The following is a 20775-nucleotide window of genomic DNA, read 5'->3' as shown; positions in this document are numbered from 1 at the left end:
ATACGGTCCTCCGTATGGAACGCATCGGAGCCGTTCTGATCGACATCGACGGCGTACTCACCGTGTCCTTCAAGCCACTGCCCGGAACCGTGGAGGCGATGGAGCGCCTGCGGGCCGCAGGCCTCCGGCTGGCGCTGGTCACCAACAACACCTCACGCACCCGCGCCACGATCGCCGCGAAACTCGCCTCGGCCGGCTACCCGGTCACCGCCGGTGACATCCTCACGGCTCCCGCCGTGACCGCCGCGTACCTCCGCGAGCACCACCCGGGCGCCCACTGTCTGTTCCTCAACAGCGGCGACGTCCAGGACGATCTCGAAGGCGTGACACTCGTCGCCGACGACACGGCCCCCGACGTAGTCGTATTCGGCGGCGCGGGCGACGAGTTCACCTACGCCGGCCTCAACCGCGCCTTCCGCGAACTCCAGCGCGGCATCCCGCTGATCGCCATGCACCGCAACCTCTACTGGCGCACCTCGGGGGGCCTCGACCTCGACACCGGGGCCTTCCTGCTCGGCCTGGAGCGAGCCGCCCGTGTCGAGGCGACAGTCACCGGCAAGCCCGCCCACGCGTTCTTCGCCACGGCGCTGGCACACCTCGAAGTCACCGCCTCCGAGGCCCTGATGGTGGGCGACGACATCGAGTCCGACGTCCTCGCGGCGCAGCGCTGCGGCATCACCGGGGTCCTGGTCAAGACGGGCAAGTACCTCCCGGAAACCCACGCGTCGGCGCCGGGCACCCCCGACCATGTCCTCGACTCCTTCGCCGACCTGCCCGCGCTGCTGGAACGGGCGGGCCGATGAGGCTGGCTCCCGAGGATGCGCGAGCGCGGTTCGCGGCGGCGCCGGTCGCCCGGCTCGCCACGGTCGGCAGCGAGGGCGCACCGCATCTGGTGCCGTTCACCTTCGCCGTGGACGGCGACCTGGTGTGCTTCGCGGTCGACCACAAGCCCAAGAGCACACGCGATCTGCGGCGGCTGCGCAATATCCGCGCCAACGATCAGGTGTCGGCACTCGCCGATCACTACGCGGACGACTGGTCCCGGCTGTGGTGGGCGCGGGCGGACGGGCATGCCGAGGTGGTCGAGGAAGGTGAGCGGCTCTCCGGTGTCATGGAGCTGCTGCGCGCCAAGTACGTGCAGTACCGGGACCGTTCTCCCGAGGGGCCGGTCGTCGTGATCAGCGTGACGCGCTGGTCCGGCTGGGCCGCCACCTGACGGGCGGGGGGGCGCTCAGAGCCAGCCGTTGCGGCGGAAGCTGCGGTGGAGGACGAAGCAGGCCACCGCCATGACGCCGAGGGCCAGCGGGTATCCGTAGGTCCAGCGCAGCTCCGGCATGTGCTCGAAGTTCATGCCGTAGACGCCGCACACCATCGTCGGTACGGCGATGATCGCCGCCCATGCCGTGATCTTGCGCATGTCCTCGTTCTGGGCGACCGTCACCTGTGCGAGGTGGGCCTGGAGGATCGAGTCGAGCAGGGCATCGAAGGACGTGATCTGCTCGGCGACGCGGTTCAGGTGGTCGACGACGTCTCGGAAGTACGGCTGGATGTCCGGGCCGAACGGCGGCAGCGAGTGGGAGGCCAGGATCTGGAGCGGGCGGTCCAGCGGTGCCACTGCGCGCTTGAGTTCCAGCAGTTCGCGCTTGAGCTGGTAGATGCGGCCGGCGTCGCCGTGGCCCGCGTGTTCGCTGAAGACGGCGGTCTCCACGGCGTCGATGTCGTTCTGTACGGAGTCCGCCACGGTGAGGTAGTCGTCCACCACTTGGTCGGCGATCGCGTGCAGTACGGCGGAGGGGCCCTTGGCCAATTGCTCGGGTGTGGCCTCAAGGGCCTCCCTCAGCGGGCCGAGCGAGCCGTGCCCGCCGTGCCGGACGGTGATCACGAAGTCGGGCCCGGTGAAGACCATGAGCTCGCCCGTGTCCACCACCTCGCTGGTGGCGGTGAGCTCCTCGTGCTCGACGTAGCGGCAGGTCTTGAAGACGGCGAAGAGCATGTCCTCGTACCGCTCCACCTTGGGCCGCTGGTGGGCCTGCACCGCGTCCTCGACGGCCAGCGGGTGCAGGCCGAACAGCTCGGCGATACCGGCGATCTCCGTCTGCGAGGGCTCGTGCAGCCCGATCCACACGAAGCCGCGGCCCGTCTTGCGGACCCGCCGCAGGGCCTCGTCCACGGGGGCGGCGTCGGGCTGCCGTACGCCGTTCTCGTAGATCACGCAGTTGACGACGGTGCTGCCCAGGGGGGAGCGGGACGGGTGGGAGAGGTCCACCGTCCTGCGGTAGGCGCGGCGCACCGCACGGCGGAGATTGCGGATCATCGGCACAGCTGGGCTCCTTCGGACAATCGTCCGCCAGTGTGCCATCGGTCGCTTCGGCGCAGAGTGCCGCCTCTCGCTCCGGGTCAGCCGCAGCTCAGCCTGGGGGCCGCCCAGTCCGCGTGGTCGTAGTCGATGCCGTCGCCGCTGTCGGTGACGACCAGCCTGACCTCCAGGCCGCCGGTGAGATCCGCGGTCAGCTGCCTGGCCGCGTCGGCTCCGGTGACGCGGCCGCTGTCGGCGACCAGCACATCGTCCCGGTAGATCCGGAAGACCACGGAGCCGTTCGTACCGCCCGCCTCGTCGTCGATGCCGACGCCGGTGGCCAGGGCCGAGCAGCCGCCGCCGAGGTAGTACGTGATCGTGGAACCCGCGTGGGTGCCGAAGCCCTTGGCGTAGGTCGTACCGCCCACGGTGAGGGTCCTGCCGTCGCCGGCGGCCTTCTCGCCGTTGCTCAGGTCGCCTTCCACCGGCCCCCAGCCGTTGACGGCGGAAGTCCACGACAGGTCGCTGAGCGCATGCGTCCCTGCGGCCGGGCCGTTGCCGCAGACGAGTCTGGCGTCCGCCCAGTCGGTGTGGTCGTAGTTGATGCCGTCGCCGCCGTCGGTGACGACGAGCCGCAGTTTCGCAGCGCCGGTGAGGTCGGCGCCCATCCGCTTGGGCGGATCGTTCGCCGTCCGCAGCCCGCTGTCCGCGAGCAGGGCGCCGTCTCTGTAGATACGGAAGACGGCCGAGCCGCCCGCCGTCGACTCGTCGTCCACGCCGACGTCGACGCTGAAGGACCGGCAGGTGCCGCCCAGGTGATACGTGAGGTCGCTCGCCGCGTGCGTGCCGAGGCCCTTGGCGTACGCCGTCCCGCCGATGGTGAGGGTTCTGCCGTCTGAGGCGCGCTGTTCGCCGTTGCTGCGGTCACGCTCGACCGGTCCCCAGCCATTTATCGCCGATGTCCACGGCAGATCACTGAGCTGGTTGACCCCGGCCGGGGGCGGTACGGGAGTGCCCGGCGTCACGCGGTACATCACGGTGCCGTGGGCGGGCACCGAAGCGCTGATGGCGCCCGTGGTCGTGCTGGTCTGCTTGGACCAGAGGTCCTTGAGCGCGTACGAGGAAGCACCGCCGATCCCGATCGCGTCGACGGTCGTCGAGATCGTTCGCGCCGAGGAGGTCTCGTTCGTCAGGGTCACCGAACGGCCTCCGTCCGCCAGGGGCTTGGACATCACCACCAGGCCGCCGGAACTGGACACGACGGTCCCCTGCCTGCCCAGAGCGTCCTGGTCGACCGCGATCACGTCGGTGTTCTTCAGGATCGCGAGGGTGGCGGCGGATGCGCTGCGCAGGTCGCTGCCGATCAGCAGCGGCGCGGCCATCTGTGCCCAGAGGCTGAAGTGGGTGCGGTATTCGGTGTCGGTCATCCCGCCGTTGCCGACCTCCAGCATGTCCGGGTCGTTCCAGGCCCCGGGGCCCGCATACGGAGCGAGTCCCTGGTTCTGGTGGGCGATGCCGATCATGCTGGACCAGGAGTCGCTGATGTCCCCGGTCGTACGCCATGAATTGCCGACGCCCGCCGCCCAGTTCCAGGGCTGGTTCTCGCCCCACTCGCAGATGCTGTAGAGGATCGGCCGCCCGGTCGCTCTGAGCGCGTCGCCCATCGCCTTGTAGCGCTGCCGTGCGTCGGCGCCGGTGTTGTTGCAGTTGTCGTACTTCAGGTAGTCCACGCCCCAGGACGCCCACAGGTTGGCGTCCTGCTGCTCGTGCCCGAGCCCGCCGGGGAATCCCTGGACGTCACAGGTCTTTGTACCGGCGCTGGAGTAGATCCCGAACTTGAGCCCCTTGGAGTGCACATAGTCGGCAACTGCCTTGATTCCGCTGGGGAAGCGCACCGGGTCGGGGACCAGGTTGCCGGACGCGTCGCGCTGCGGCAGGGCCCAGCAGTCGTCGATGTTGACGTAGGTGTATCCGGCGTCCTTGAGCCCCTGCGAGACGAAGGCGTCGGCGACGCCCTTGACCATCGCCTCGTTGAACTCGGCCCGGCAGTGGGTGGAGTTCCAGTTGTTGAAGCCCATCTGGGGCGTCAGGGCGAGGCCGTTGTCGGCGGCCGCTGCCGGGGGCGCGGCCGCGACCTGTGCGGTGACGACGGCGAGTGTCGTGGCCGCGGCCCCGCCGGTGAGGAGGGCGAACGCGGCGGTGACGGCCGTCAGGCGCTCTCTCAGCGGGCGTGTGGTGTGTCGTTCGGTGTGCATGTGCGGCTCCAGAGGGGGTCAATGGCGCACAAACAAACGGGGACGAACGAAAGTCACCACATCTCAGCGTCGAGGCAGGAACATGTCAAGAGATTGCGCGCGTGATACCGCCGGCGCGCCGCCGGTGCCGTGCCCGAGGTGGCGCCGCCGCGTGCTCAGGTGGCGTACCGGCCCAGGATGTGGCCCATCGCGGCCAGCACGGACGGCTCGACCCGGTAGTAGACCCAGGTGCCGCGCCGCTCGGAGCTGAGCAGGCCCGCGTCCTTGAGCTTCTTCAGATGGTGGCTGACGGTCGGCTGGGAGACGCCGACGTCGGAGATGTCGCAGACGCACGCCTCGCCGCCCGCGTGCGAGGCGACCGCCGAGAACAGCCGCAGCCGGACCGGGTCGCCGAGGGCCTTGAACATGGCGGCGGTGCGGACCGCTTCCTCGGCTGTGAGGGGGCGTTCGGTCAGCGGCGGGCAGCAGGGCTCGCCGTCCGGCTCCAGCAGGGGCAGCACCTTCGCATTCGACATATGTCTATGTTGACACATGTCGAAACAATGTGCCGGGGGCCGGGGTCTTGGCTCCGCGAACTTATGCCGGAAATAGATGGGAAAGGAGCACAATCTATTCAGGGGGCAACGAGAAACGGCACCGCCCGGAGGGTGATCAGATGCCAGCGAACCGGCCTCTTTCGCGCTACGCCCCGGATCACGGACTCACCACGCGCATGGTGACGACCATGTTCCTCATCGGGCTGCTCTACGTCGTCTTCGTGGGCGCCCTGCTGGCGATCCTGCCGGGCTCCTGGCCGCTCATCCTGCTGATCGCGGGCGCTGTGTTCGTCGCGCAGTTCTGGTTCAGCGACCGGATCGCGGCCTTCAGCATGGGCGCGCGTGAGGTCACCCCCGAGCAGGCGCCCGAGCTGCACGGCGTCGTCGACAGGATCTGCGCGCTCGCCGACATGCCCAAGCCCCGCGTCGCGATCGCCCAGAGCGATGTGCCCAACGCGTTCGCCACCGGCCGCAACGAGAGGACCGCGCTCGTCTGCGCCACGACCGGCCTGCTGCGCCGCCTGGAGCCGGAGGAACTGGAAGGGGTCCTCGCGCACGAGCTGTCGCATGTCGCCCATCGCGATGTCGCGGTGATGACCATCGCGTCGTTCCTGGGTGTCCTGGCGGGCGTGATGACCCGTATCGCGCTCTGGGGCGGCTTCGGCCGGGCGGACAGCAGCCGCGACCCCAACGCGGCCATCGCCGTGATCCTTGTGCCGGTGGTCAGCGCCGTCGTCTACGTGATCAGCTTCCTGCTGACCCGTGTGCTCTCCCGCTACCGCGAACTGTCCGCCGACCGCGCCGCCGCGCTGCTCACCGGCCGCCCCTCGGCGCTCGCGTCCGCGCTCACCAAGGTGACGGGCGAGATGGCGCGGATCCCGACGGAGGATCTGCGCAAGGCGGAGCCCTACAACGCCTTCTGGTTCGCGCCGGCGTTCTCCTCGAAGCAGAGCCTGAGCCGCCTGTTCTCCTCGCACCCGACGCTGGAGCAGCGCCTGGACCAGCTGGCCAGGATCTCGGCGCAGCTGGCCCGTCCGTAAGACACGGACGCCGACGAACTGAGGTACCTCGTGGGACTACTCGACACCATCCTCGGCCGCAGCAAGCCCGTACGCCCCGATCTCGACCAGCTCTTCGGCCTGCCCGGGGCCGCGATCACCCTCCAGGCCGGCGCCGGTTTCACCCCGACCGGTATCGGATCGGTGTGCTTCGCCAGCGTGGAGGGCGGCGCCTTCGCGCAACTCCAGCAGGATGTACGGGAGTTGCTGGACGCGGACACCGGTCGCGGCGGCGTCCCGGTGGAGTTCAGCCAGGATGCGTACGGCTACACCTGGCTCCTCGCCCGCCACCGGGCCGACGACACGGCCTCACTGGTCAACGACCTCCACGCGGTCAACACCCTTCTCCAGGAGGCGGGATTCGGCCCGCAGCTGCTCTGCTCCCTGATGGTCTTCCGCGAGGCGGCGGGCGATCGCCCGCTGGCCCTCGTCTACCTCTACAAACGCGGCACCTTCTACCCCTTCGCGCCGCTGCCCGGCGCGGTCGAGAAGCGCGACAACGCCCTGGAACTCCAGACCAGGGCGCTGCTCACCGACGACCTGCGCATCGAGACGGACCTGGCCCGCTGGTTCCCGGTGTGGGGCGCCCCGGGCCTGGGGGCCCCGCGGACCTGAATCTCACCGGGCGGGTCAGGCGTTCACCGCGCGGGTTGGTCCCGGACTGGCTAGCGTGACAGACGGGGATAAACCACCGAGCAGGAGAGAGGGTCATAGCCATGGCCGCACCACCTGAGGGCACGCCGTGCTGGGCCGACGCGATGTTCAGCGACGTCGAGGGTGCGAAGAGCTTCTACGGAGATGTGCTGGGCTGGACGTTCGGGGAGGCGCAGTCGGAGTACGGCAACTACACACAGGCCTACGTCAACGGCAAGGCGGTGGCCGCTGTCGTACCGCCGATGCCCGGCGCGGAGGGGCAGTCGGCGTGGTGTCTGTATCTCGCGTCGCCGGACGCCGCCGCCACGGCCGCGAAGATCCGTGACAGCGGGGGCGAGGTGCTGATGGAGCCGATGCAGGTCGGCGACTTCGGTTCGATGCTGCTGGCCCGCGACCCGGGCGGTGTCGCCTTCGGGGTGTGGCAGGCGGGTGTCCACGAGGGCTTCGAGGAGAAGGCCGTACCGGGCGCGTATGCCTGGGCCGAGGTCTTCACGCGCGAGCCCGAGAAGGCGGACGCCTTCTTCCGCGCCGTCTTCCCGTACAAGGTGCAGCGCGTCGAGGACCCGGAGATGAAGGAACTGGACTTCACCGTCTACAACCTCGGCGACGACACGGTCCTGGGGCGGATGAAGATGGGGGAGGAGTTCCCGCCCGAGGTGCCCGCGTATCTCAACGTGTACTTCACCGTCGAGGACTGCGACGCGGCGGTGGCCAAGGCGACCGAACGTGGCGCGGTGCTCCGGTTCGGGCCGATGGACAGCCCGTTCGGGCGGTTCGCGGCGCTGACCGATCCGCAGGGCGCGGCGTTCTCGGTGATCGACATGACCACGACCGCCGGCGATATGCCGAAGATGTCGGACGTGACCTGAGCGGCGGTCGCAGGACCTCCCGCATTTCCCACTACCCGCTGATCGCGGCGGACCGCGTCCGACCGCGTCCGACCGCTCAACGCAGCAGCCCCGGGCCGTCGTTGCCCCGGGGCTGCTTCGCCGTCGCGGCGAATTCACGGCCCGCACACGCGGGCATCCCGTGCCCGACGCCCGGCCGCCACCCCCCGGTTACACGCTCACGTGACTGATCGTCATGTTCCCGACACTGAGGAGCACATTCGTGAGCAGGCCCCGTTCCGTCCGGCCGGCCGCCCTCGTGCTGGTCACGTCTCTGGCGGTACTCGCCGCGGCCGTGCCCGCCGAGGCGCGTACCCCAGCCTCCGGTTCACTGCCCGCCGTCACACCCCGGGCGGAGACGCCCACGCTGTACGACGACGAGGCGGGCGGCAATGCCAACGCCGACGACCCCGCGATCTGGCGCAACGCCGCCGACCCCGGCCGCAGTCTGGTGATCGCCACCGCCAAGGAGGGCGGACTGCGCGTCTACGATCTCGACGCCCGCCAGGTGCAGTCGATCCCGGCGCCCGCCGGGCCGCGGCCCGACGACGCCCCGGGCAGGTTCAACAACGTCGACCTGGTCCAGGGGCTGCGGCTGAGCTCCCAGAAGGCAGACGTCGCCGTGACCACCGACCGCGGCAACGACCGGCTGCGCGTCTACCGCATCGACCGCGACCGTCCCGGCGGACCGCTCACCGATGTCACCGACCCCGCCGCCGAGCCGGTGTTCTCCACGGGCCAGGACGAGATCAACGACCAGAAGACCGCCTACGGCCTGGCCACGTGGACAGACAGGACCAGCGGCCGCTCGTACGCCCTGGTCAGCCGCCGCAACCGGACCGCAGTCGCGCTGCTGGAGCTGACCGCGCGGCCCGGCGGCACCGTCGGCTACCGCAAGCTGCGCACCCTCGACCTGCCGTCCACCTTCCGGCTGCCCGACGGCTCGTCCTGGACCCCGTGCGCCGAACCCGGTGAGCTGCCCCAGGTCGAGGGCATGGTCGTCGACCCGGCCAACGGCACGCTCTACGCAGGCCAGGAGGACGTCGGCATCTGGCGCATGCGCGCCGATCTGACCGGTCGGCCCCAACTCGTCGACAAAGTACGCGAGTTCGGCATCCCGGGCGTGTACGACGAGGAGACCGAGGAGTGCACCGCGGGAGCCGACCCCGGCTTCGGCGGCAAGCGTCTCGCGGCCGACGTCGAAGGTCTGACGCTGCTCACCGAGCGCGACGGCGACGGCTACCTCATGGCCTCCAGCCAGGGCGACAACACCTTCGCGCTGTACGACCGCGAGCTGGAGGACGACAACGAGTACGAGGGCGGCTTCCGGGTCGCCGCGGCCACGGGGATCCTCGACGGGTCCGAGGAGTGCGACGGCGCCGCCGTGCTGGGCGCGCCGCTGGGCAGGAAGTACCCGCACGGCCTGCTCGTCGTCCAGGACGGCCACGACACACCGGCACAGGGCGAGCGGGAGGCCACCGGGTTCAAGTTCGTGGATCTGGGCGATGTCATGGACAGCGTCAAGGACTGAGTCAAGGACCGGGTACCGGACGGTCCCGCCGCCCCGCCGGGAGCGGTCCGGCGGGACCGGCCGGGCCGGTTGTGCCCCGGGGGGTGGCGGGAAGCTCGGAACTGGTGAACACTCGCGGAACCCCGCACACGTCGCGCGCCTTCCCTAGGCTGGAACCGACCGGTCCAGGACGCGTGACGAGGTGGGTGGGCCGCCTCCGAGCGCGGCGCGGCCGACAGGGCCCGGTCGGAGGCGAGGGATGATGAAACGTCCGACGAGAGCGCGAGCACGGGGGCGCTACGGACTGTGACTCAGCGGATCCAGGTTTTCGGCGGGGCGGCGCTGGCCGCTGTCTATGTGCTGGGCACACGGCACGACACCCTCCAGCTGGCGGAATCGGCCGGAGGCTCCGGTGCCCTGTACGGGCTGTCGCCCAGCTACTCCCTGTCCGGCCGGGCTCCCGTCGTGGAAGCCTTCCGTACCGGCCGCCCCCTGTGGCTCAATGAGACGGGACTCGCCTCGTACGGCGAAGACCCTCCCGAGACCCTGCCCGCCCATGTCTCGCTGGGCGCGCTGCCGCTCGGAGCGAACGGCAGTCCGCTCGGCTGCCTGGTCGTCGTCGACGAGGTCGCCGACGGCTTCGACGCCGAACGGCGCAACTTCCTGGAGCTCTACGCCGACCAGGTCGCCGCATGGCTCGAAGCGGGTGGCGAACCGAACAGTCACGCCATCGGCCGTACGGGCCGCCGCGCGGTTCTGGGACCCGCTCTGGATCGCTTCTCCGTCGGCTCCTTCACCCTGGTCCTCAACACAGGGCAGATCGACGCGGACGACCGGGTGCTCGATCTGGTCGACATCCCCAGGGAAGACTTCGACGGACGTGTCGAGACGCTGCTCGAACACACCGTCCCCGACGATCTGCCCGCGCTCATGTCCATCGTCGAGCCGGGCCATATGACCTCCACCGGCCGGGAACTGGAATTCCGTATCCGCCGCCCCACGGGTGAGCTGCGCTGGCTGCGCCTGCGCGCCCGGCGGCTCGCGGAGCGCGGCGACAGGCCCGAGCGGGTCCTCGGAGTCGTCGCCGACGCCGCGCATCTGCGGCCCAGCGCGGACGAGGTCTCCAAGGTGCAGCGGCTGTCCGTCGCGCTGGCCGGTGCGATGACCGTCAGGGACGTCAGCCGGGCGGTGGTGTCCGCCCTGCGCGACCCGCTGGAAGCCGACCGGGTGGCTCTCGCCGAACTGGAGGGCGACCGGCTGGTGGTCTCGGTCCTCGACCCGCCGGAACCCGATGCCTGGCCGGAACTGTGGCGTTCGGAATGGCGCTCCGAGTGGCCCGACGCGCCCGCCCGCGCCCTGCCCACACTGGAGGCCGCGCTGCGCGAGGGCCGGATGAGCCTGTGGACGGCGGGATCCAGCCTGGAGCCGAACCTCGCCGGCGTCGGACCCGGCGGACTCGCCGTGCTGCCGCTCCCGGCCGAGGGCCGGGTGGTCGGCGCCTGCCTGGTCGGATGGGACGAGCCGCACGCCTTCGGCACCGAGGAGCGGTCCCTGCTCACCGCGACCGCGGGCCTGGTGGGACAGGCCCTGATGCGCGCGCGTGCGCTCGACGCCGAGCACGAGCTCGCGACGATGCTCCAGCGCAGCCTGCTGCCCCGCAAGCTTCCCCGGCTGTCCGGAGCCGTCGCCGTGGCCCGCTATCTGCCCGCGACGGTGGGCCTCGCCGTGGGCGGCGACTGGTACGACGTGATCCCGCTCTCCGAGAACCAGGTGGCGCTGGTCGTCGGGGACGTCCAGGGACACAACGCGGGCGCCGCGACGATCATGGGCCAGATGCGTACCGCCATCAGGGCCTACGCGGTGGAGGGCCACCCGCCCGACGTGGTGGTCTCCCGCGCCAATCATTTGCTCGTCGGCATGGAGACCGACCTCTTCGCCACCTGCTGCTATGTCGCCATCGACATGGAGGAGGGCAACGCCTGGTGCGTACGGGCCGGGCATCTGCCGCCTCTGCTGCGGACGCCGGACGGCGACACCCGGGAGGTGACGATCGAGGGCGGGCCCCCGCTGGGCGTACTCGCCGAGGCGGAGTTCCCGATGACCGCGGTCGCACTGGCCCCCGGCGCGGTGCTCGCCCTGCTGACGGACGGCCTGGTCGAGTCGTCGAGCCTGCACCTGGACGACGGCATGCGCCGCGTGTGCGACCTGCTGTCCGCCGCCGACCCGTCCAACGCAGGGCGGATGGCCGACGAGCTGCTCGGCGGCTCCAACCGGCGCGACGACGACGTGGCCCTGCTGCTCCTGCGCTACGACGGGATCGGGGTGCGGCCGCTGCGGGTGAGCTGGACCGTGTGGAGACTGCCCGACGCCGTCGCCCACGCGCGCCGCTTCACCTCCCGCACCCTGCGCTCCTGGCAGGTGACGGAGGAGGCCGACGCCATCCTGCTGATCGTCTCCGAGCTGGTCACCAATGCCCTGGTCCACACCCAGGGCCAGGTGCGCCTCGACTTCACCCTCGCGGCGGCGCGCCTTCGGGTGGCGGTGAGCGACACCTCTCCGCGCGCGCCTGTCAAACCATCGAACGTGAACTGGGACGCGACCGGCGGCCGGGGCATCCTGCTCGTCCAGGCGGTGTCGACGTCGTACGGCTCCGTGCCGCTCAGCGGCGGCAAGCAGGTGTGGGCGGACGTCACCCTCTCGCCGCGCGGGACCTGACCGGCGGGGGGCGCACGCCCGCGGTGACGGACGTGCGCCCCCCTGCTGTCCGACGGGTTACGGCTTCCACCAGGCGGCCGAGGCATCGCGCAGCGTGTTCGTTCCGCAGTGCACCTCGCCCATGCCGACGTGATACGTGTGCCAGTCGTCGAGGTACGACACCTTCATGCCCGCACTCGTGTACGCGGCGGTCACGGCGGTGGTGAAGATGTCCTTGCCGCCGATGACGGGTCCCCACTGCCGCGGAGCGAGATAGCGGTTCCTGCCGAGCACGATCCCGTTGACCGCCCCCGGAACGTAAGCGCTGGTCATGACGGTTTCCGCGGCGCCGCCCTCGCGGTGCCGTGCGAGTTCCTTCTGCTGCCCGTACTCGCGGACCGCGTCCGGTGCCTGGCCGGCCCCCATCCGGCTCAGCCGCGGCATGCTGTCACCGCGCTCCTCGCCCGTACCCCGCGTGTACAGGGCGGGCACCCGCACGACCTCGGCTTCGGTCGCGCCCGTCTCGCGCATGAGCACCGCCAGATTCGCCGTGATCCGCTTCGCGGCCATGGTGTTGTCGGCCACCAGCCACTTCGAGGCGATCGCCTGGTCGATGGTCTCCTTGGGGGCGGGCAGATACTTGCTGCCAGGCACCGAGAACATGCGCGTCTTGCCGTGACCCGCCGCCTTCGCCTCGCGCAGCAGCCGCAGCCCGGCATCCGGGTCGGCGATCGCGATCTTCCAGCCACGCGGGGTGTCGGCCGGGAGGAACTGGACGAACTCGTCCACGTGGCCCACGTGCAGCCACGAGGTGTCCAGGAGCAGCGGGTCCTGGAAGCCCTGGGACTTCAGCAGCGTACGCATGGCCTGTGCGGGCTTGGAGCCGTTGTCCTTGCGCTCACCCATGATGATGCGCCCGGCGGGGAAGGACCGGCCGCCCTGGCTGTACGGAGGGATGGTCTCCAGGTTCCCCATCGAGTTGAGGGTCCACTCCTCCGAGTCACGGACCCCGGACACCTGCACCACGCCCACGCCGTTGCCGCGCAGCTTCTCGAACAGCTCCCGGCCCGCCGTGCGGTCCGCCTGCGCGGAGCGCAGCATCACGCGCATGACCTGCTGCCGCCCGCCGGGACCGGCCATGCTCACATAGCCGGGCTCGACGAAGTCCTGTGCCCAGACGTCCCCGTACTTCTCGAAGGTCACCAGCGGCTTGGACAACCCTGCCGACGTGGCCTGCGCGGCAAGGCCCTCGACGAAGGCCTGCTGCCTGCGCGCGTAGTCGTCCTTCCCCGGCACCTTGGTGACCATCAACTGCTGGGCGTTCTGCAGGTGATGGTGGGTGAGCAGCGGGGCGACCCGCAGGGTGACATCGTCCGACGTGCTCTTCCCGCCGGACGTCACGGTCAGCCGGATCACGGCCCGTCCGTCCCAGACCTTGCTGTCACGTATGACGTCGGTGCTCTCGACCCCGAGCTCCGCCCCGGAGCGCAGCTCGGCGGCGGACAGCCGGGTCTTCGCGGTGACCAGGGCCCAGCCGGTGGTGCGCTTGAGGAAGACGCGGGTGTTCTTGCCGCCGCTGACGACCCGCAGCGCGCCTGTCGCGGTGGCGGGCAGCTTCGCCATCGGCACGGAACGCACCCGCGCCAGGTCGGCCAGATCGTCGGCGCCGTTCACCTTGGCGTCGGAAGCGTCGTTGCAGGCGGCGAGTTTGGCGTCCGGCAGCGGCTTCCCGCCGGGGCCTTTCACGGCGCACCGCTTGCTGTCGTCGTCGATATTGGGCAGGAAGACCGCGCCCCTCGCGGGGGTCCAACTGTCCTCCCCGTCGGTGTCCGTGACGCCGCTGACATCCACCTGCCCGTCCCGGTTCACATCAGCCCGGAGGTCCACCTGTGGCGGCGGCTCGACGGCGAACGCCGGTGACACGGGCGCCAGTACGGCCCCGATAACGGTGATGGCAAGTGCCGCGTGTCTCGCATGGCTCGTACTCACGGTGCGTCCCTTCCCGAGGTTCGGATTCCGATCCGGAAGAGGGCAGGAGTGAGCGGTGAGTTGCCTGTGGGAGCGAGGGATCATCCCGGAGGCGAGGCGAGGGGAGACCGGTGGAGGAGGCGGTGTCAGACCGGGGCATGACGAGGAATCAGGCTGCGATACGGCGGGTCGTGCACGAAGTGCAGAATCACCAGCAAGCGCCGGGCCAAGGTCACCAAGCACGGCGTGACGGCTGGATGTGCGGCTGGGCCGCATATTCAGCCCGTCCGGCGTGTGAGGACATGCGGCCGAAGGTCGCATTCGGGGTCTGGGGCGGAGCCGCAGCTCGGGAAGTGGCGGGGCGGGGCGGGGCTGTATCGATGTGCGGCTCCGCCGCGTGGAGCCCGCCGCAGGCCGCGGCCCCTACTCGCTGAGCCGCACCAGCGCCAGCGTGATGTTGTCCGGCCCGCCCGCCTCAATTGCCGCCTTCCACAGCTCGAACGCCGCCCTCCCGTCGTCGTGCACCCGCAGCAGCTCGTCGATCACCTCGTCCGGCAACGGGTCGGTCAGCCCGTCGGTGCAGATCAGATAGCGATCGCCCGCCGACAGCGTCGAAGCCCTCACATGTGCCGTGACGGCCTCGAACTCGAGGCGCCCGCCGAGCGTCTGCGTGACGGCCGACGTCGTGCGCCGCCCCGGCTCCGGCGGCGGGCTGTCGTCCACACTCACCTGGCGAAGCCCGTCCCTGGTCGCCTCGTACACCTTGCTGTCCCCGACGTTGAATGTCAGCAGCGACTCCGCGAGTACGACGGCACCCGCAACCGTGGTCCCCATCGTGGCCAGTTCGGGCCGGCCGTCGGCAGCCGCGTACACCGACTGGTTGCACACGTCCAGCGCGTCACGCAGGGGCGCCTCACCGTCCAAGGAAGGCCCGAACGAGGCGAGTTGGCGGGCGACCAGCGCACTGGCCACCTCACCGGCGGGCTGCCCGCCGAGCCCGTCGGCGACCGCGACGACGAGCGGCGTGCCGAGCGGGAACACCAGGGTCTGGGGGTTCTCGGTCACGGTGCCGCACAGCGTCCACGGCCCGACGACGAGACTGTCCTCGTTGTGCTCGCGGATCAGCCCGACGTGGCTCAGGGCGGTCACGGCTATGTACGGCACTGAAGGTCCCGCCTCTCCGCTGGGCAGGCGCGTGCTCCTCACCACCATTGTGACGCGGGGGGCGCGCCGGGGCAGCGGGCCGGGCCCTGTTCCTGCCGCAGGGCTCCGGAGTGCCCCTCCCGCGGGGGTGCCATAGCGTGGGTTGTAGTGGGGGTGGGTGGGGGCCTTGCGGAAGGATCACCATGCGCAGATATCCGCCCATCGCGGACCACGGGCTCATCGGGGATCTGCAGACCGCGGCCCTCGTCTCGTCCGAGGGCGTCATCGACTGGTTCTGTACGCCGCGCTTCGATTCGCCGAGCCTGTTCGCCGCGCTGCTCGACCTTGAGCGCGGCGGCCATTTCGCGATCACCGCCGATGCGCCCGACGCCACCGTCCGGCAGCTCTATCTGCCGGACACGGCCATCCTGGTCACCCGTTTCCTCACGGCCGACGGCGTGGGCGAGGTCCTCGACTTCATGCCCCTGGACCTCCCCGAACTGCCCACGGCCCGGCACCGCATGGTGCGCGTGATGCGCGTGACGCGCGGCAGCGTTCGCTTCGCTCTGGAGTGCAAGCCGCGGTTCGACTACGGCCGTGCCGAGCACCGGCTGACCCTGGAGTCCGGAGTCGCTCACTTCAGCGGGCCGGGCGCCGAGGCCTTCTTGCAGACCATAGGACCCGTGACGCTGGAGCGCGACGGCGAGGACATACGGTCGACCGTGGTGCTGCGGCAGGGGGAGCTGGCCGCCGCGGTGCTGACCGTGTGCGAAGCCGGTGGCGAGCAGCCGGCACCGCTGACCGAGCACGACGGACGGCAGGCGTTCGAGGACACCCGGGACTTCTGGCACGGGTGGATCCGCCGCAGCCGCTACCGGGGCCGCTGGCAGCAGATGGTTCACCGCTCCGCGATCACGCTCAAGCTCCTGACGTACGCGCCGACCGGCGCGCCCGTGGCAGCGGTCACGATGGGGCTGCCGGAGCAGCTCGGCGGCGAACGTAACTGGGACTACCGCTACACCTGGGTGCGCGACGCCTCCCTGTCCGTGAAGGCCCTGGTCGACCTCGGATTCGAGGAGGAGGCCCACGCCTTCCGCCTCTGGCTCGGTGCGCGTCTGAAGGCGGGCAAGACCGTCACCGGTGAGCCGCTGCAGATCATGTACCGAGTGGACGGCGACCCTCACCTCGAGGAAGAGGTGCTCGGCCACCTGGAGGGCTATCGCGGCTCGGCTCCGGTACGGGTCGGCAACGGGGCCGCCGACCAGCTCCAGCTCGACATCTACGGCGAGGCCGTCTACGCGCTCGCACAGACGAAGAATGTCGCCCTCCTCGCCGGCTATGACGGCTGGCAGGTCGTTTCCGGAGTGCTCGACTGGCTGACCGGCGCATGGGACCGGCCCGACGAGGGCATCTGGGAGACCCGCGGCGGGCAGAAGGACTTCACGTACAGCCGTCTGATGTGCTGGACGGCCTTCGACCGCGCTATCCGGATGGCCACGGAACTCGCCCGGCCGGCCGACGTGCCCGGCTGGACCGCCGCTCGTGATGCCGTGCTCAAGCAGGTGATGGACCGCGGCTGGAGCCGTGACCGCCGGGCGTTCGTCCAGCACTACGGGGACGAAGTCCTGGACGCGTCCCTGCTGTTGATGCCCACCGTGGGGATCGTATCGCCGAAGGATCCCCGCTGGCTGTCGACGCTGGACGCGATGGACGGAGAACTGGTCTCCGACAGCCTGGTCTACCGCTACGACCCGGCAGCGTCCCCGGACGGACTGCGCGGCGGCGAGGGCACGTTCTCGCTGTGCAGCTTCCTTTACGTGGACGCCCTGGCCCGCGCGGGCAGGCTCGCCCCGGCCCGGTACGCCTTCGACAAGATGCTCACCTACGCGAACCATGTCGGCCTGTTCGCCGAGGAGATCGGGCCCACGGGCGAGCAACTGGGCAATTTCCCCCAGGCGTTCACGCATCTGGCACTGATCACCGCGGCCATGTCGCTGGACGAGGAACTCGACCGGGCGGAGGTATGACGAGCGCTTCAGTCGGCGAAACCGCCGACTGAAGCGCTCAGTCACTGCTGATCAGTTCTTGACCTTGACGGGGGTCAGGGTGAATCCGTTGTTGGGCTTGCCCATGAGCAGGTCGGGCAGCCCACCGCTGAGGGCGAAGGTCGACCCGTGGGGACCCGCGGCGATGCCGCTGGTGACGGGGGCGGTCACGGTGTCGGTGACATTCACCGTGGCGTACTTCCAGTCGCCGCAGGGGCGCACCCGCTGGATCTGGGCGGGCTTGCCGGTCAGGAGGCCGCTGCTGACCGCGACGAGGGAGCCGTCGGGCAGCACCCGGATGCCGGCGGTGAGGGCGGCCAGCGGCTTGGAGAGCTCGACCTTCCGTGCCCGCTCGGGGTGGTTGACCGGTACCCGGACCAGGGAGCCGTCGGCCTTGGCGATGATGAGGTGGTTGTGCGGCGTCCACGCCACCGCGGTCATCCCGATGCCGGACAGGAAGTTGGGAACGTCGACGGTGCCCTTCAGGAGATCGCTGCGCAGGAGGACCGAAGCGTGGCCGTTGCGGTCGATGCGGAACACCGTGGGGGTGAGCTGGTCGACGGCGTACGCGGTACCGTCGGGGGCCACCGTCACGTCGGCTATGAGGTGCTGCTTGCCGTCGGCGGCGACCTCGGCCAGATCGGCGTACCAGTGCTTCCGTCCGCCGGCCAGGTCGTAGCTGCCCACTCCGGCGACGCGGAAGGTGGTGTCCTTGGACGAGCGGTCGGCAAGGCCGTAGTCCACGTTGCTTGCCAGGACCCGGTGCTTGTCGCGGTCGACGCGGACCGCCTGGACGGACACCAGGCTCGGGTCGTCGACGAGGGTGCGCACGGTTCCGTCGAGGCCGACGGTGGAGATCGTGCTGTGCTTCAGCGAGCCGACGACGAAGTTCTCCGACTGGCGGTTGTAGTCGACCGAGTGGGGGAAGACCCCCGGGCCGTTGGCCTTGATGACGTTGTGCGCGGCGTTTTCGGTCTGCTCGATCCTGTGGCTGTCTTGGCCGGGAGCCGTGGAGGCGGAGGCCGTCATGACGGCCGTACCGGTGGTCAGCACTGCGGTGAAAGCGGCGGCAGCGAGCGCGAGCTTGAGCTTCATGGAAATCTTCCTCCGTCTGTTGATGTGTTCTTCGCGAAAGGCAGATCAGCCGGTGATCTCCCGCCCGAGCAGGGCGGCCAGGTGGTCGATCGCGGGCGCATCCGCCGGGGCGGTGCGGGACATGGCGAACGGGCCGTCCGGAGCGGGCGGCAGCTGCGCCACCAGACCGCGGGCGAACTCGATCTCCCGCTCGACCGCGATGTCGTCGAACAGGGCCTTCTGGCCGGTGGCCCGGGCCAGGTCCCAGCCGTGGACCAGGTGCTCGATGGTCTGCAGGTGAAGTGCCACGGCGCCCGGCACCTCCCCGATCGGGGCCTGCACGGTGCGCTCCAGCGCCCCGGGTCGCGCGAAGGCGGCCATCAGAGCGTCGGCCGACTCGCGGACGGCCGCCTTCAGCGAGGCCGGCGTGGACTCGGTGCCGGCCGGCTGCTCGGGGCCCTGCGAGGTGGGCTGCTCGGCCATCACGTCGGTGAACACCCGCTGTCCCGTCACCAGGTGGCCGACCAGCTGCGAGACGTTCCAGTCGGTGCAGGGCGTGGGCGCGGTCCACTGGTCTTCGGCGACGGCCTCGACCAGCTGGGCAACGGTGTCGACGATGCCGGTGAAAGCCGTCACGGGCGTGTTGGACATGGGAGATCTCCATTCGTGGTCAAAAGGGGCAGGGCGGGGCGTTCCGTGGACATGTCTGTCGAAGGGCACGTCGTGCCCCTGTTGCGGAGGTGGGACGAGAGGGAGCGGCAGAGTCGTCGGCGATGGCGACGGCGACGGCGAGGTGGCCTGCTCACGTCACTCGAGGCCCGGTTACCGGCAGTGGGCAACCGCCGGGGCGCTCGTCCGGGCGTGACGCATCGTCCGGCCGGCTGCGGTTCGTTCGGTTCGTCAGCCGGGCGGTTGGATCAGGTGGGCGATCGGATCAGGCGTGCGAGGACGTACGGGTGTTGGGGCTGTCGGCCGTCGACACCTCCCCGGCGGGGTGGAGGGTCTGGTTGAGCAACCGCAGCGCCGCCTCGGAGGCCGATCCGGGCTCGGCCGTCGTCACGACCAGCCGGACGCCCTGTCCCCGCGGCACCGGCAGCGAGTGCTGCAGAACGTCCATCTCCCCGACCAGCGGATGGCGCATCCGGTACTCGGCAAGATCCCAGGCCCGGACCCGGTGCTCGGCCCACAGAGTGGCGAACTGCGGGCTCTGCATGGTCAGTTCACCGATCAGGGACGCCAGGCGCGGGTCGTCCGGGTATTCGCCGACCGCCTGCCGCAGCTTGCCCACCACGTCCCTGGCCTTCCTCGGCCAGTCGACGTACAGGTCCCGCGTGTGGGCGTCCAGGAACACCAGCCGGGCCGTGTTGGGCCGCTCGGCCACCCGGTCCGGGCTGTCCGCGTCCAGATGCCCTGCGAACAGGCCGTGCCCGGCGCGGTTCCAGGCCAGCACGTCCGAACGCCTGCCGAGGGCGACCACCGGTGCATCACCGAAGGTGTCCATCAACTGCCGTACCGCCGGGGTGACCCGCTCGGCGGGCAGCCGGCGCCGGCGCGTCTGCTGCCGCCCCTCACCCGCCAGGTCGCGCAGGTGGCGCCGCTCCGCCTCGTCCAGCCCCAACGCGGTGGCGAGCGCATCGAGGACCTGCGGCGACGCGTTCAGCGACAACCCCTGTTCCAGCCGGGTGTAGTAGGCCACGCTGACGCCCGCCAGCTGTGCCAGCTCCTCGCGCCGCAGCCCCGGGACCCGCCGCCGCTCGCCGTACTCCGGGAGCCCCACGTCCGCCGGCTTCAGCTGTCCCCGGCGCGTTGACAGGAACTCCCCGAGGAGGGATTTGCCGTGCCGTGTGTCGTTCATGCGGTCGAGTATGGTCCGGCCCGCATCTTCTAGCCTGCCACTGCGAGTAACAGGCACGGAGACCGCGAAGACCGCGCTGCTCGGCCCGGGTTGGGAGCCGACGCCCGGGCGTCAGGGGACTCGTCGGCGCTGGGCACGCACCCGTGGCCCACTCGGTCACCTTCAGGTTCCCCAGTCACCGAAAAGTGCGTTCTTCCATGCCGGGCACACACTCTCTTACGGTTTCCGAGTATCCACCGGAGAGTGTTTGCCTCCCGGGTTCTGTGGAAGCGAGCCAACGGGCTCTCAGGCAAGAAAGCAGGCAGCCATGCCCATCACCCTGGTCAACCCCGAAGGACTGCCGAAGGTCGACATCTACCGGCAGGTGTCGATCGCGACCGGGTCGAGGCTGGTCCACATCGCCGGCCAGGTCGCCCGCGATGCCGACGGCGGCCGAGTCGGCGAAGGTGACCTCGCCGCCCAGGTCGAGCAGTGCTACCTCAACATCGCCACCGCCCTGGCCGAGGTCGGCGGCTCCTTCGCGGACGTGGTGAAGCTGACCGTCTACGTGGTCGACCTGACCCCCGACAAGATGCCCCTGTTCCTGGAGGGGGTCGCCCGGGTGGCCGCGAAACTGGGGGTCACCCCGGTACCGCCGCTCACCGGCGTGGGGGTCGCCGCGCTGGCCGAGACCGACCTCCTGGTGGAGGTCGAAGCCACCGCGGTCCTCGACTGAACAGGGGCTCTTCGGCGGGAGGTTCCGCGGGAGCCCGGGGCCGGCCACCCGCCGGAGTCGTACCGGTTTTCTGCCGTGCCCGCTT

Annotated in this window: 17 protein-coding genes; 9 read left to right on the top strand and 8 right to left on the bottom strand. The window is 70.4% G+C overall.

Features of this window, described 5'->3' with window-relative positions; all coding sequences use genetic code 11:
* Positions 1–14: 14 nt before the first annotated feature.
* Positions 15–803, top strand: a complete 789-nt coding sequence (locus tag OHA61_RS18310; protein ID WP_406303931.1) for an HAD-IIA family hydrolase — start codon at positions 15–17, stop codon at positions 801–803.
* Positions 800–1216: a TIGR03668 family PPOX class F420-dependent oxidoreductase gene (locus OHA61_RS18305; RefSeq protein WP_406303930.1), complete on the top strand. Its 417-nt coding sequence runs from the start codon at positions 800–802 to the stop codon at positions 1214–1216. Before OHA61_RS18310 ends, OHA61_RS18305 begins: the two co-directional genes overlap by 4 nt.
* Positions 1217–1231: 15 nt before the next feature.
* Here OHA61_RS18305 and corA read toward each other — a convergent pair whose 3' ends face one another.
* From corA to OHA61_RS18290, 3 genes are all read right to left on the bottom strand, one after another.
* Positions 1232–2314 carry a magnesium/cobalt transporter CorA gene (gene corA / locus OHA61_RS18300; protein ID WP_406303929.1) on the bottom strand — a complete coding sequence of 361 codons (1083 nt, stop codon included), beginning with the start codon at positions 2312–2314 and terminating at the stop codon, positions 1232–1234.
* 83 nt (positions 2315–2397) lie between these two features.
* Positions 2398–4551, bottom strand: a complete 2154-nt coding sequence (locus OHA61_RS18295) for an NPCBM/NEW2 domain-containing protein (RefSeq protein WP_406303928.1) — start codon at positions 4549–4551, stop codon at positions 2398–2400.
* Between the two features lie 155 nt (positions 4552–4706).
* Complete coding sequence (locus tag OHA61_RS18290; RefSeq protein WP_406303927.1) at positions 4707–5066, bottom strand: ArsR/SmtB family transcription factor; 360 nt, start codon at positions 5064–5066, stop codon at positions 4707–4709.
* 140 nt (positions 5067–5206) lie between these two features.
* Between OHA61_RS18290 and htpX the strand changes: the two genes are divergently transcribed.
* From htpX to OHA61_RS18265, 5 genes are all read left to right on the top strand, one after another.
* A complete protein-coding gene (htpX, locus tag OHA61_RS18285; RefSeq protein WP_406303926.1) occupies positions 5207–6127 on the top strand; it encodes a zinc metalloprotease HtpX in 921 nt (306 codons plus the stop codon).
* A 30-nt stretch (positions 6128–6157) separates the two neighbouring features.
* Positions 6158–6760 (top strand): hypothetical protein, encoded by a 603-nt coding sequence (locus OHA61_RS18280; RefSeq protein ID WP_406303925.1) that lies wholly within the window; start codon positions 6158–6160, stop codon positions 6758–6760.
* A 101-nt stretch (positions 6761–6861) separates the two neighbouring features.
* On the top strand, positions 6862–7668 hold the full coding sequence (locus OHA61_RS18275; RefSeq protein WP_389368569.1) for a VOC family protein: 807 nt from the start codon (positions 6862–6864) through the stop codon (positions 7666–7668).
* 241 nt (positions 7669–7909) lie between these two features.
* On the top strand, positions 7910–9217 hold the full coding sequence (locus OHA61_RS18270) for a phytase (RefSeq protein ID WP_406303924.1): 1308 nt from the start codon (positions 7910–7912) through the stop codon (positions 9215–9217).
* Between the two features lie 285 nt (positions 9218–9502).
* Positions 9503–11911 carry a SpoIIE family protein phosphatase gene (locus OHA61_RS18265; protein WP_406303923.1) on the top strand — a complete coding sequence of 803 codons (2409 nt, stop codon included), beginning with the start codon at positions 9503–9505 and terminating at the stop codon, positions 11909–11911.
* A gap of 57 nt (positions 11912–11968) precedes the next feature.
* On the opposite strand, the gene OHA61_RS18260 is transcribed toward OHA61_RS18265, so the two are convergent.
* Both OHA61_RS18260 and OHA61_RS18255 read right to left on the bottom strand, forming a co-directional pair.
* Positions 11969–13879 carry a protein-arginine deiminase domain-containing protein gene (locus tag OHA61_RS18260; protein WP_406303922.1) on the bottom strand — a complete coding sequence of 637 codons (1911 nt, stop codon included), beginning with the start codon at positions 13877–13879 and terminating at the stop codon, positions 11969–11971.
* Between the two features lie 402 nt (positions 13880–14281).
* The gene (locus tag OHA61_RS18255; RefSeq protein ID WP_361905262.1) at positions 14282–15022 is read right to left on the bottom strand and encodes a PP2C family serine/threonine-protein phosphatase; all 741 of its coding nucleotides are present in this window, start codon (positions 15020–15022) and stop codon (positions 14282–14284) included.
* Between the two features lie 182 nt (positions 15023–15204).
* On the opposite strand from OHA61_RS18255, the gene OHA61_RS18250 reads away from it, so the two are divergent.
* The gene (locus OHA61_RS18250) at positions 15205–17028 is read left to right on the top strand and encodes a glycoside hydrolase family 15 protein (protein WP_406303921.1); all 1824 of its coding nucleotides are present in this window, start codon (positions 15205–15207) and stop codon (positions 17026–17028) included.
* A gap of 51 nt (positions 17029–17079) precedes the next feature.
* Here OHA61_RS18250 and OHA61_RS18245 read toward each other — a convergent pair whose 3' ends face one another.
* From OHA61_RS18245 to OHA61_RS18235, 3 genes are all read right to left on the bottom strand, one after another.
* Complete coding sequence (locus OHA61_RS18245; protein ID WP_406303920.1) at positions 17080–18141, bottom strand: hypothetical protein; 1062 nt, start codon at positions 18139–18141, stop codon at positions 17080–17082.
* A gap of 45 nt (positions 18142–18186) precedes the next feature.
* Positions 18187–18771, bottom strand: coding sequence for a TIGR03086 family metal-binding protein (locus OHA61_RS18240; RefSeq protein ID WP_406303919.1), 585 nt, complete (start codon positions 18769–18771; stop codon positions 18187–18189).
* A gap of 283 nt (positions 18772–19054) precedes the next feature.
* Positions 19055–19975 carry a helix-turn-helix domain-containing protein gene (locus tag OHA61_RS18235; protein WP_406303918.1) on the bottom strand — a complete coding sequence of 307 codons (921 nt, stop codon included), beginning with the start codon at positions 19973–19975 and terminating at the stop codon, positions 19055–19057.
* A gap of 307 nt (positions 19976–20282) precedes the next feature.
* Here OHA61_RS18235 and OHA61_RS18230 point away from each other — a divergent pair, with 307 nt between their 5' ends.
* The gene (locus OHA61_RS18230; RefSeq protein ID WP_406303917.1) at positions 20283–20690 is read left to right on the top strand and encodes a RidA family protein; all 408 of its coding nucleotides are present in this window, start codon (positions 20283–20285) and stop codon (positions 20688–20690) included.
* The last annotated feature ends 85 nt before the right edge of the window (positions 20691–20775 follow it).

The organism is Streptomyces sp. NBC_00885, from assembly GCF_045207475.1.
GTDB lineage: Bacteria > Actinomycetota > Actinomycetes > Streptomycetales > Streptomycetaceae > Streptomyces.
Note: the sequence above shows the minus strand (reverse complement) of the source record. Positions and strands in the feature narration are given on the sequence as shown.

Excerpts from the sequence above, each read along its gene's own strand:
- OHA61_RS18310 (WP_406303931.1), top strand. The coding sequence starts at position 15 with ATGGAACGCATCGGAGCCGTTCTGATCGACATCGACGGCGTACTCACC.
- OHA61_RS18305 (WP_406303930.1), top strand. The coding sequence starts at position 800 with ATGAGGCTGGCTCCCGAGGATGCGCGAGCGCGGTTCGCGGCGGCGCCG.
- corA (WP_406303929.1), bottom strand. The coding sequence starts at position 2,314 with ATGATCCGCAATCTCCGCCGTGCGGTGCGCCGCGCCTACCGCAGGACG.
- OHA61_RS18295 (WP_406303928.1), bottom strand. The coding sequence starts at position 4,551 with ATGCACACCGAACGACACACCACACGCCCGCTGAGAGAGCGCCTGACG.
- OHA61_RS18290 (WP_406303927.1), bottom strand. The coding sequence starts at position 5,066 with ATGTCGAATGCGAAGGTGCTGCCCCTGCTGGAGCCGGACGGCGAGCCC.
- htpX (WP_406303926.1), top strand. The coding sequence starts at position 5,207 with ATGCCAGCGAACCGGCCTCTTTCGCGCTACGCCCCGGATCACGGACTC.
- OHA61_RS18275 (WP_389368569.1), top strand. The coding sequence starts at position 6,862 with ATGGCCGCACCACCTGAGGGCACGCCGTGCTGGGCCGACGCGATGTTC.
- OHA61_RS18250 (WP_406303921.1), top strand. The coding sequence starts at position 15,205 with ATGCGCAGATATCCGCCCATCGCGGACCACGGGCTCATCGGGGATCTG.
- OHA61_RS18245 (WP_406303920.1), bottom strand. The coding sequence starts at position 18,141 with ATGAAGCTCAAGCTCGCGCTCGCTGCCGCCGCTTTCACCGCAGTGCTG.
- OHA61_RS18240 (WP_406303919.1), bottom strand. The coding sequence starts at position 18,771 with ATGTCCAACACGCCCGTGACGGCTTTCACCGGCATCGTCGACACCGTT.
- OHA61_RS18235 (WP_406303918.1), bottom strand. The coding sequence starts at position 19,975 with ATGAACGACACACGGCACGGCAAATCCCTCCTCGGGGAGTTCCTGTCA.
- OHA61_RS18230 (WP_406303917.1), top strand. The coding sequence starts at position 20,283 with ATGCCCATCACCCTGGTCAACCCCGAAGGACTGCCGAAGGTCGACATC.